The organism is Pseudomonas protegens (genome assembly GCF_003363755.1).
Lineage (GTDB): Bacteria > Pseudomonadota > Gammaproteobacteria > Pseudomonadales > Pseudomonadaceae > Aquipseudomonas > Aquipseudomonas danubii.
On record NZ_CP031396.1, the window covers coordinates 5,836,002 to 5,848,719 of the forward strand.

A 12,718-nucleotide genomic window follows, 5' to 3' on the forward strand; every position below is an offset into this window, starting at 1 on the left:
GCGTTTGCCCGAGCCGCTGGCCGTTGGCCGTTGGCCGCTGAGCGCTCGGGCCCTGCGCCGCCTCTGAAAGGTTGCATCTGAAACAAGGACGTTCTCTTCAACCATTTCCGAATTCTCAGGCAGGTTACGACATGCAGTTCAGCGAATTGATGGCCGTTCTTTCGACCCTCGCGATCCGTCTTCAACGGGACGGCGAGGATCTGCTGGTGCAGGGCGATGACGAGGCCCTGGACGACGCACTCTGGGACAGCCTGATCCAGCACAAGGCGCAGCTTCTGCAGCAGGTGAGCGAACAGGGCGGCCACTGGCTGAGCCCGGCCTTCAGGATCACCCCGGACATGCTGCCCCTGGTGTCACTGGAGCAGCCGGCCATCGACCGCATCGTTGCCGGCGTGCCGGGGGGCGCCGCCAATGTGCAGGACATCTACCCCCTGGCGCCGCTGCAGGAAGGCATGCTCTATCACTACCTGTCCGGGCCCCAGGGCGATCCCTATGTGCTCCAGGCGCATTTCGCCTTTGCCGACCGACAACGGCTGCAGACCTTTGCCGAGGCCTTGCAATGGGTGATCGAGCGCCACGACATCCTGCGCACCGCGATCGTCTGGGAACGCCTCGATGAACCGCTGCAGGTGGTCCTGCGCCAGGCGCCGCTGCAGTGTGAAGCACTGCCGCTGGACGCCGCCGGGGGCGATGCCCTGGCCCAGTTGCAGCAGCGCTACGATTCCCGGCATTTCCGCCTGGACCTGCGTCAGGCGCCGCTGTTGCGCCTGGTGCACGCCGAGGACCCGGTCAACTCGCGCCAGGTGGCGTTGCTGCTGTTCCATCACATGGCCCTGGACCATGCCGCCCTGGATGTGGTGCGCCAGGAAATCCGGGCCTGTCTGCTGGGCCAGCGCGAGCAGTTGCCGCTGCCGGTGCCGTTTCGCAACCACCTGGCCCAGGCCCGCCTGGGGCAGAGCGAGGAGCGCCACGCCGCCTTCTTCCGCGAGATGCTCGGGGATATCGATGAGCCGACCCTGCCGTTCGGCCTGGGGGATGTGCAGGGCGCAACCTGCCGCATTGAAGAACACCGGCTGCCTCTGGAGCGCCAGCTCAGCCAACGCCTGCGCAGCCAGGCCCGGCAACTGGGGGTGAGTGTGGCAAGCCTGATGCACCTGGCCCTGGGCCGGGTCCTGGGCCAGCTGTCCGGGCGCGAGGCGGTGGTGTTCGGCACCGTGTTGCTGGGGCGCATGGAGGTGGGCGAGGGCGGTGAGCGGGCCCTGGGCATGTTCATCAACACCCTGCCGCTGCGGGTGGATGTGGGAGCGCAAGGCGTGCGCGCCGGGGTGCTGGCGACCCATGCTCGGCTGAGCGCCTTGCTGGCCCATGAGCACGCCTCCCTGGCCCTGGCCCAGCGTTGCAGCGCAGTCAGTGCACCGACCCCGCTGTTCAGCGCCATGCTCAATTACCGCCACAGCCACCGGGCCGATGGCGACCAGGTCCAGGAGCTGGTGCCGGGCATCCTGGTGCTGGGTGCCCAGGAGCGCACCAACTACCCGCTGACCGTCAACATCGACGATCTGGGCGAGGACCTGCAGATCACCGCCCTGGTGGACGCCAGCCTGGGGGCCGAGCGCATCAGCGGCTACCTGCTGACCACCCTGGAAAGCCTGGCCCTGGCCCTGCAGGCAAACCCCGAGGCGCCGTTGTACAGCCTGGAAATGCTCCCGGCCAGCGAGCGGCGTTACCTGCTGCAGGGCCTGAACACGCCCCTGGGGCAGTACCCCGACAGCCCGCTGATCCATCAGCAGGTGGAGGCCCAGGCCCGAGTCCAGCCCGAGGCGCCGGCGCTGCTTTTCCAGGCGCAGCGCCTGAGTTACGGCGAGCTCAACCGCCGCGCCAATCAGGTGGCCCATCGCTTGCTGGCGCTGGGGGTGCGTGCGGACCAGCGCGTGGCGATCTGCGTCGAGCGCGGCCCGGAAATGATCATCGGCCTGCTGGGCATCCTCAAGGCCGGTGGGGCCTATGTGCCCATCGACCCGGCCGCTCCCCGGGAACGCATTGCCTACACCCTGGAGGACAGCGCCCCGGTGGCGCTGTTGGTGCAGGCCGATACCCAGGCCCTGGTGGCCGACCTGCGGGTGCCGCTGATCGACCTCGACAGCCGCACCCTGGCCCACGAGTCCGCGGACAACCCCGACGTGCCGGGGCTGACCCCGGCCAACCTGGCCTATGTGATCTACACCTCCGGCTCCACCGGTCTGCCCAAGGGCGTGATGGTGGAACACCGCAACGTCGCCCGGCTGTTTTCCGCCACCCGCGACTGGTTCGATTTCAACTGGCGCGACGTCTGGGCGCTGTTCCATTCCTTCGCCTTCGACTTCTCGGTGTGGGAGATCTGGGGCGCCCTGATCCATGGCGGCCAGTTGCTGGTGGTGCCCCAGGTCGTCAGCCGTTCCCCGCAAGCTTGCTACGCACTGCTGTGCGAGGCCCGGGTGAGCATCCTCAACCAGACCCCCAGTGCCTTCCGCTCGCTGATTGCGGCCCAGGGCCAGAGCGGGCTCAAGCACTCCCTGCGCCAGGTGATCTTCGGCGGCGAAGCCCTGGAGCCGGGGATGCTCAAGCCCTGGTACGCCCGGCTGGAGAACGTCGGCACGCAACTGGTGAACATGTACGGCATCACCGAAACCACGGTGCACGTGACCTACCGGCCGTTGCAGGCGGCGGACGCGCAATGGGCGGGCAGCAGCCCCATCGGCCGACGGATTCCCGACCTGCAACTCTATGTGCTGGACGCACGCCGCGAGCCCTTGCCCACGGGGGTGGTGGGGGAACTGTATGTAGGGGGCGCCGGGGTGGCCCGGGGTTACCTCAACCGGGATCAACTGACCGCCGAGCGCTTCATCGCCGACCCCTTCAGCAATCGACCGGGGGCGCGGCTGTACAAGACCGGCGACCTGGCCCGCTGGCGCAGCGATGGCAGCCTGGAGTACCTGGGACGCAACGACGATCAGGTGAAGATTCGCGGTTTCCGCATCGAGCTGGGGGAGGTCCAGGCGCGGCTGGCGGCGTGCGACGGGGTGGGCGAGGCGGTGGTGATCGCCCGGGAACAGAGCCCGGGAGACAAGCGCCTGGTGGCCTATGTGATTCCCCGGCCGGGAGCGGCCCCGGGCGCCGCGCAACTGCGTGAGCAACTGTGCCAGAGCCTGGCGGACTACATGCTGCCCAGCGCCTTCGTGCTGCTGCAGGCCTGGCCCCTGACCACCAACGGCAAGCTCGACCGCAAGGCCCTGCCGGCGCCGGACAGCGCCGCGCTGGCCCGACGCGACTATGAAGCGCCCCAGGGCGAGGTGGAGCAGGCCATCGCGAAGATCTGGCAGGAGCTGCTGCAAGTGCCCCAGGTCGGGCGCCAGGACCATTTCTTCGAGCTGGGCGGCCATTCGCTGCTGGCGGTCAAACTGATGGAGCGCATGCGCCAGGTGGATCTGTGCGCCGATGTGCGGGTGCTGTTCGGCCAGCCGACCCTGGCCGCCCTGGCGGCCGCCGTGGGTGGGCAGCGCGAGGTGCAGGTGCCGGCCAACCGGATCGCTGCCGATTGCCGGCGCATCACGCCAGAGCTGCTGCCCCTGGCGGACCTCGATCAAGCGGCCATCGACCGGGTGCTGGCCCAGGTGCCCGGTGGCGCGGCCAACGTTCAGGACATCTATGCCCTGGCCCCCCTGCAGGCGGGCATCCTGTATCACCACCTGAGCAGCACCGAGGGCGACCCCTATGTGCTCCAGGTGCAGTTCGAGTTCGCCAGCGACGACGTCTTGCAAACCTTTACCCTGGCCTTGCAGCAGGTGATCCAGCGCCACGACATTTTGCGCACCAGTGTGGTCTGGCAAGGCCTCGACGCGGCAGTGCAAGTGGTCTGGCGCCAGGCTCCCCTGGAGCTGGAAGTGCTGGAGCTGGACCCCGCCCGGGGGACGATCCTCGGGCAACTGCAGGCCGGTTTCGACCCCCGTCACTATCGCCTCGACCTGGGCCGGGCACCTTTGCTGCGCCTGGTCTGTGCCCGGGACGCTGACCCGCAGCGCTGGCTGGGCATCCTGTTGCTGCATCACCTGGCCCTGGACCACAGCTCCCTTGAGGTGCTGGTGCAAGAGATCAGTGCCGTGCTGCAAGGCCATGGCGCGCAGCTGCCGCCTGCCGTGCCTTACCGCAACTATGTGGCCCAGGCGCGCCTGGGGCTTGGTGAACCGGAACATCAGGCGTTCTTTCGCCAGATGCTGGGGGACATCGACGAGCCGACCCTGGCGTTCGGCCTGCAGGACGTCAATCGCGACGGCAGCGGCATCCGCGAGCAGCAGCTGCGGCTGGAACCGGCACTGTGCCGGCGTTTGCGCCAGCAGGCGCGCAGCCTTGGCGTCAGTGTCGCCAGCCTGATGCACCTGGCCTGGGGCCGGGTCCTGGGGCCGCTGTCCGGTCGCGACGAGGTGGTGTTCGGCACCGTGCTGCTGGGCCGCATGCACGGCGGGGCAGGGGCCGACCGCGCCCTGGGCATGTTCATCAATACCTTGCCACTGCGGATCGGCCTGGGCCCCCAGGGCGTGGCAGAGGCCCTGCGCCGTACCCATCAGCAACTGGCGCAACTGCTGGGGCATGAGCACGCCTCCCTGGCCCTGGCCCAGCGTTGCAGCGGCGTACCGGCGGCGCAGCCGCTGTTCAACAGCCTGCTCAACTACCGTCACAGCCCCCAGCAAGCCGCTGGGGACCAGGGGCCGGCGGCCTGGGACGGCATTCGCGTGCTGGCGTCCGAAGAGCGCAGCAACTACCCGCTGGCGCTGAACATCGACGATGACGGCGAGGGCTTGCGCCTGACCCTGCAGGCGGTGGCCCAGGTCAATGGCGAGCGGGTCTGCCGCTACATGGAATGCGTCCTGGAGCACCTGGCCCAGGCCCTGGAGCAGACGCCGGACATGGCCCTGCAACAGATCCCGCTGCTGCCCGCGGCCGAACGCCGGCAGCTGCTGGTGGAGTTCAATGCCACGGCCCGTGACTATCCGCGCCGACAGACCCTGCACCAACTGTTCGAAGCCCAGGCCCAGGCCCATCCGCAGCGGGTGGCGGCGGTGGAGGGCGATGCGCTGCTCAGCTACGCCGAACTCAATACCCGGGCCAACCAGCTGGCCCACCATCTGCTGGAGCTGGGGGTACAGCCCGGGGATCACCTGGCGATTCTGTTGCCACGCTCCCTGGACCTGTTGCTGAGCCAGTTGGCCATCAGCAAGTGCGCCGCGGCCTATGTGCCCCTGGATATCCAGGCCCCGGCCCAGCGCCAGGGCTTCATGGTCAGCGACAGCCGCAGCGTGGTCTTGCTGACCCGCAGCGACGAGGTGCTGGATTGCCCGGCCCGGCGCGTGGACCTGGATCGCCTGCGGCTGAGTACCTTGCCCACCCACAACCCGGACCTGCCCCAGTCCTCCGAGAGCGTGGCGTACATCATGTACACCTCAGGCTCCACCGGCACGCCCAAGGGGGTACGGGTGCCGCACCGGGCCATCAGCCGCTTGGTGATCAACAACGGCTACGCCGATTTCAATCCCGAGGATCGGGTGGTCTTCGCCTCCAACCCGGCCTTCGACGCCAGCACCATGGACGTCTGGGGGGCCTTGCTCAACGGCGGACGGGTGCTGGTCATCGATCACCACACCCTCTTGGACCCGCTGGGTTTCGGCCAGGCCCTGAGCACCTTGGGGGCCACGGTGCTGTTCGTCACCACGGCGCTGTTCAACCAGTATGTGCAGCTGATTCCCGAGGCCCTCAAGGGCTTGCGGATTCTCCTCTGCGGCGGCGAGCGTGCCGACCCGGCGGCCTTCCGCCGGCTCTTGGCGCACGCGCCGCAACTGCGCCTGGTGCACTGCTATGGCCCCACCGAAACCACCACCTACGCCACCACCCATGAGGTCCGGCAATTGGCGGTCGACGCCGAGCACGTGGCCATCGGCCGGCCGATCTCCAATACCCGGGTGTATGTCCTGGATCAGCACCAGCAGCCAGTGCCCCTGGGGGCCCAGGGCGAGATCGTCATCGGTGGCGATGGCGTGGCCCTGGGTTACCTCAACCGTCCCGAACTGAGCGCCGAGAAGTTCATCCGCGACCCTTTCAGCGACCAGCCGCAGGCGCTGCTGTACCGCACCGGGGACCTGGGCCGCTGGCTGGACAACGGGGTGCTGGAATGCCTGGGGCGCAACGACGATCAGGTGAAGATTCGCGGCCTGCGCATCGAACCGGGCGAGATCGAAGCGCGCTTGCTGAGCTGTCCCGGGGTCAAGGAAGGCGTGGTCCTGGCCCGCGAGGATGAGCCCGGGGACAAGCGCCTGGTGGCCTACTACAGCGTGCAGGCCGACACCCCGGAGCCGTCCGCCGAATCCCTGCGCCAGGCGCTGCAACAGCAACTGCCGGACTACATGGTGCCCCTGGCCTATGTGCGCCTCGATGCATTGCCCCTGACCAACAACGGCAAGCTGGACCGCAAGGCCCTGCCGGCGCCGGATCAGTCGGCCCTGCTCAGCCGTGGCTTCGTCGCTCCCGAGGGCGAGGTGGAGATGGCCCTGGCACGGATCTGGAGCGAACTGCTCAAGGTCGAGCGGGTCGGGCGTCACGATCATTTCTTCGAGCTGGGCGGGCACTCGCTGCTGGCGGTGAGCCTGATCGAGCGCATGCGCCAGATCGGCCTCAGCGCCGATGTGCGGGTGCTGTTTGGCCAGCCGACCCTGGCGGCCCTGGCCGCCGCCGTGGGCAGCGGTCGCGAGGTGCAGGTGCCGGCCAATCTGATCGGCGCCGATTGCCAGCGCATCACGCCAGAGCTGCTGCCGCTGATCGAACTGGACCAGCAGGCCATCGATCGGGTGGTGGCCAGCGTCCCCGGGGGCGTGGCCAATGTGCAGGACATCTACCCCCTGGCGCCGCTGCAGGAGGGCATCCTCTATCACCACCTGAGTGCCGAACAGGGCGATCCCTACCTGCTGCAATCGCGCCTGGCCTTCGACAGCCTGGAGCGTTTGCAGCGCTTTGCCGGGGCCATGCAACAGGTTATCCAGCGTCACGACATCCTGCGCACCGCAGTGCTCTGGGAGGGCTTGCCGCAGCCGCTGCAGGTGGTCTGGCGGCAGGCCGAACTGCAGGTTCTGGAGCAGGTCCTGGACCCGGCCGACGGCGATCTGCTCGAACAACTGCAGCAACGTTTCGACGCCCGCCACTGGCGCCTGGACCTGACCCGCGCGCCGCTGATCCGCCTGGTCTATGCCCGGGTCCCGGGGCAGTCGCGGGTGCTGGCGATCCTGCTGTTCCACCACCTGGCCCTGGATCACACCGCCATGGAGGTGATCGGCGAGGAAATGCACGCGCTGCTGTTCAACCACCACGAGCGCCTGGGCACCCCGAAGCCTTATCGCAACTACGTGGCCCAGGCTCGGCTGGGGGCCGGTCAGGCGGAGCACGAGGGGTTCTTCCGGCAGATGCTCGGTGATATCGACGAGCCGACCCTGGCCTTTGCCGTGGAGGATGTGCAGGGCGATGGCCGGGCTCTCGAAGAGGCCCGGGTGCCCGTGCCCGACGCCCTGAGCCTGCGCCTGCGCGAGCAGGCGCGGCAGTTGGGGGTCAGTGCCGCGGCGCTGATGCACCTGGCCTGGGGCCTGGTCCTGGGGCAGGTGTCCAATCGCCGGCAGGTGGTGTTCGGCACCGTGCTGATGGGGCGGATGCAGGGCGGCGAGGGCGCCGACCGGGCCCTGGGGGTGTTTATCAATACCTTGCCGCTGCGGGTGGATGTGGACGCCGGCAGCGTGCGGGCCGGGGTCCGTGCGACCCATGCCCGGCTTAGCGCCCTGCTGGCTCATGAGCATGCGTCCCTGGCCCTGGCCCAGCGTTGCAGCGGGGTGCCGGCCAGCTCGCCGCTGTTCAGTGCCTTGCTCAACTACCGGCACAGTGTGGCGGACGCCGGACGCGGTGCTGGCCTGGATATCTGGCAGGGGATTGAGCTGCTGGGGGGCGAGGAGCGCAGCAACTATCCGCTGAGCCTGAGCGTCGACGACCTGGGCCAGGGCTTCAGCCTGTCGCTACTGGCGCTGCCGGCGATTGGCGCACAGCGCATGGCCGGCTACATGCTCCAGGTGCTGGAGCAACTGACCGATGCCCTGGAATGGAGCCCGGACCTGGACCTGTGGCAGCTCTCGGTATTGCCGACGGCGGAGCGCCAACAGTTGCTGGAAGGCTTCAACGCCAGCGTCGCCGACTATCCCCGTGGACAGACCCTGCACGGCCTGTTCGAGGCCCGGGTGCAGGCCGCGCCCGAGGCCGTGGCCCTGGTGCAAGGGCCATTGCGCCTGAGCTACCGGCAACTGAATCAGCGGGCCAATCAACTGGCCCGGCAACTGCTGGAGCTGGGGGCCGGCCCCGACGAGCGCGTGGCGCTGTGCCTGCCACGGGGCCCGCAACTGCTGACGGCCATGCTGGCGATTCTCAAGGCCGGAGCCAGCTATGTGCCCATCGACCCGAGCCATCCGCCGGAGCGCATCGCCTACCTGCTGCAGGACAGCGCGCCCCTGGCGGTGCTGGTGCAGGGCGCAACCCGCGAGCTGCCGGGCACGCCAGGCCTGGTGCGGATCGACCTGGACGGCTGCGTCTGGCAGCAGGCGCCCCTGGACAATCCCCTGGTGCCGGGGCTGACCCCGGCGCACCTGGCCTATGTGATCTACACCTCCGGTTCCACCGGCCAGCCCAAGGGCGTGATGGTGGAGCACCAGAGCCTGGAGAACCTGGTGCACTGGCACTGCGCGACCTTCGACCTGGGGCCGGGGCGCCACAGTTCCAGCGTCGCCGGCCTGGGTTTTGACGCCATGGCCTGGGAGGTCTGGCCGACCCTGTGCAGCGGTGCCACCTTGCACCTGCCACCGGCCGAGGTCGGCAGCCAGGACCTTGACGCCTTGCTCGGCTGGTGGCGGGCCCAGCCCCTGGATATCAGCTTCCTGCCGACCCCGGTGGCCGAGTACGCCTTCAGCCAGGGCCAGGGTCACCCGACCCTGAGCACCTTGCTGATCGGCGGCGACCGCCTGCGCCAGTTCCCGGCCGATCCGGGGTTTGCCGTGATCAACAACTACGGGCCCACCGAAGCCACGGTGGTGGCCACGTCCGGCCCAATATCAGTGGACGGCTCCCTGCACATCGGCCGGCCCATGGCCAATGCGCGGATCTACCTGCTGGACGAACGGCTGCGCCCGGTGCCCCTGGGGGTAATCGGTGAGCTCTACGTCGGTGGCGCCGGGGTGGCCCGGGGTTACCTCAATCGCGACGCGCTGACGGCCGAGCGTTTCCTCGACGACCCGTTCTGCGCCGAGCCCCAGGCGCGCCTGTATCGCACGGGCGACCTGGCCCGCTGGCGTGCCGATGGCAGCCTCGACTACCTGGGGCGCAACGACGATCAGGTCAAGGTCCGTGGCATGCGCATCGAGCCGGGCGAAATCGAGGCGGCGCTGCTGAGCCATCCGGCCCTCAAGGAAGCCCTGGTGCTGGTGCGCGAAGGGCGTTTGCTGGCGTACTTCACCGAGCATGCCGAGGTTTCCAACCAGGAGCTGGATCTCCAGGATTTGCGCGACCATCTGCAAGGCCGGCTGCCGGACTACATGCTGCCGGTGGCCTATGTGCGCTTGCTGGCGCTGCCCCTGACCGCCAACGGCAAGCTCGATCGCAAAGCGTTGCCACTACCGGATCAGGACGCCTGGCTGAGCCGCGAATTCGAAGCGCCACAGGGCGAGGTGGAAAACGCCCTGGCGCAGATCTGGAGCGAGCTGCTGCAGGTGCAGCAGGTGGGACGCCACGATCACTTCTTCGAGCTGGGCGGGCACTCGCTGTTGGCAGTGAGCCTGATCGAGCGCATGCGCCAGATCGGCCTTGGCGCCGATGTGCGAGTGCTGTTCAACCAGCCGACCCTGGCGGCCCTGGCCGCTGCGGTGGGCAGCGGCCGCGAGGTGCAGGTGCCGGCCAATCTGATCGGCGCCGATTGCCAGCGCATCACCCCCGAGCTGTTGCCGCTGATCGAACTGGACCAGGACGCCATCGAACGCATCGTCGCCACGGTGCCGGGCGGGGTGGCCAACGTGCAGGACATCTACCCCCTGGCGCCATTGCAGGAGGGCATTCTCTATCACCACCTGAGCGCCCGCCAGGGTGATCCTTATCTGCTGCAATCCCATCTGGCCTTCGCCGACCGGCAGCGCCTGGAAGACTTCACCCAGGCCTTGCAGCGCGTGGGCGAGCGCCACGACATCCTGCGCACCGCGGTGCTCTGGGAGGGCCTGAAACAGCCGCTGCAGGTGGTCTGGCGCCGGGCCCGGGTGGCGGTAGAGGAGCTCATCCTCGACCCGGCCGAGGGCGACATCCTTGAGCAGTTGCAGGCTCGCTTCGATGCCCGGCATTGGCGCCTGGAGCTGACCCAGGCGCCGTTGATGCGCCTGGTCCATGCCCAGGACCCGGTCCGGCAACGCACGGTGGCGATCCTGCTGTTCCATCACATCGTTCTGGACCACACCGCCCTGGAGGTGGTCCGCGAGGAAATCCAGGCCTGCCTGTTGGGGCAGGAGCCTGCCGGCACGGCGATTCCCTATCGCAACTATGTGGCCCAGGCCCGCCTGGGGGGCAGTCGCGAGGAGCATGAGGCGTTCTTCCGCGAGATGCTCGGGGACATCGACGAACCGACCCTGCCGTTCGGCCTGCAGGACGTGCAGGGCGACGGTGAGGCGATTGAAGAGTTGCAGCGGGTGCTGGACGCCGACCTGAGCGCGCGCCTGCGGGCCCAGGCGCGGTTGCTGGGAGTCAGTGCCGCGAGCCTGTTCCACCTGGCCTGGGCCCGGGTCCTGAGCGTCACCTCGGGCCAGGAGCGGGTGGTGTTCGGCACCGTGCTGCTGGGACGCCTGCAAGGCGGACTGGGGGCCGACCGGGCCCTGGGCATGTTCATCAACACCTTGCCGTTGCGGGTCGACCTGGACCACAGCGGCACCCGGGCGGCGGTCAAGGCGACCCATGCCCGGCTCAGCGCCTTGCTGGGGCATGAGCATGCCTCCCTGGCCCTGGCCCAGCGTTGCAGTGCCGTGGCCGCGCCGCTGCCGCTGTTCAGCGCCATGCTCAACTACCGCCACGGCAGCGACGCAGCGCCGAGCCCGGCCATGCAACAGGCCTGGCAAGGCATCCAGACCCTGCGCAGCGAAGAGCGCACCAACTACCCCCTGAGCCTCAACGTCGATGACCTGGGCCAGGGCTTCCGCCTGACCGCCATGACCCTGGCGCGGATCGGCGCCGAGCGCATCTGCGGCTACATGGAGCAGGCCCTGCACGCCCTGGTGGACACCCTGGAACAGGCGCCCCAGCGGCCCTTGCGCCAGGTGCCGATCCTGCCGCCGGAGGAGCGCCGGCAGTTGCTGCACGCCTGCAATGCCACGACCCGGGACTGTCCGCTGGAGCAGACCCTGCACGGCTTGTTCGAGGCCCAGGTCGTGCGCACTCCCGAGGCATTGGCGGTGCAGGCCGGTGAGCAGCGCCTGAGCTATCGCCAGCTCAACCAGCGGGCCAACCAGTTGGCCGGGCACTTGCTGCAACTGGGGGTGAGGCCCGATACCCGGGTGGCGATCTGCGTCGAGCGCGGCCTGGAAATGGTCATCGGCCTGCTGGCGATCCTCAAGGCCGGCGGCGCCTATGTGCCCATCGACCCGGCGTACCCCGCAGAACGCATCGCCTACATGCTTGAGGACAGCGCGCCCCTGGCGGTACTGGTGCAGGCTGGCGGCCGGCCCCTTCCGGGCGAGCTGAAAGTGCCTCTGGTGGAACTCGATCGCTGGGTCTGGAGCGAGGCGCCCCAGGCCAATCCGCAACACCCTGGACTGAGCCCGAGCCATCTGGCCTATGTGATCTACACCTCCGGTTCCACCGGCCAGCCCAAGGGCGTGATGAACGAGCACCGGGCGGTGGTCAACCGCCTGCTGTGGATGCAGGAGCAGTACCGCCTGACGGCCGATGACGCGGTGCTGCAAAAGACCCCCTTCAGCTTCGACGTTTCGGTCTGGGAGTTCTTCTGGCCGCTGTTCACCGGTGCACGGCTGGTGATGGCCCGTCCCGAAGGGCACAAGGACCCGGCTTACCTGCGCCAGGTGATCCGTGATGAAGGCATCAGTACCCTGCATTTCGTGCCGTCGATGCTCGATGTGTTCCTGGCCCATGGTCAGGACGTGGAGGACCTCGGCCTGCGCCAGGTGATGTGCAGCGGTGAGGCCCTGCCAGGCAGCCTGGTGCGGCGTTTCAAACAGCAGCTGCCCCAGGTCGGGCTGCACAACCTCTACGGTCCCACCGAAGCGGCGGTGGACGTCACCGCCTGGGATTGCGCCGGGCCGTTGGCCGAGACCCCGGACAACACCCCGATCGGCAAGCCCATCGCCAACACCCGCATCTACCTGCTGGACGGGCAGATGCAGCCGGTACCTTGGGGAGTGGTGGGCGAGTTGTACATCGGCGGGGTGCAGGTGGCCCGGGGTTACCTCAACCGTGAACAACTGACCGCCGAGCGCTTCCTCAAGGACCCGTTCAGCGAGGCCCCCGGGGCGCGCCTGTACCGCACCGGCGACCTGGGTCGCTATCGGGCCGACGGCGCTATCGAGTACCTGGGGCGCAACGACGATCAGGTGAAGATCCGTGGCCTGCGCATCGAACTGGG

At 68.6% G+C, this 12,718-nt stretch carries 1 protein-coding gene (running past one end of the window); it reads left to right on the forward strand.

Features of this window, described 5'->3' with window-relative positions:
* Positions 1-131 precede the first annotated feature (131 nt).
* Positions 132-12,718, forward strand: the 5' portion of a protein-coding gene (locus tag DWF74_RS26535) for a non-ribosomal peptide synthetase (RefSeq protein WP_115582004.1). 529 nt of this gene lie beyond the right edge of the window; only the first 12,587 of its 13,116 coding nucleotides appear in the window; its start codon is at positions 132-134; its stop codon lies off the right edge, out of view.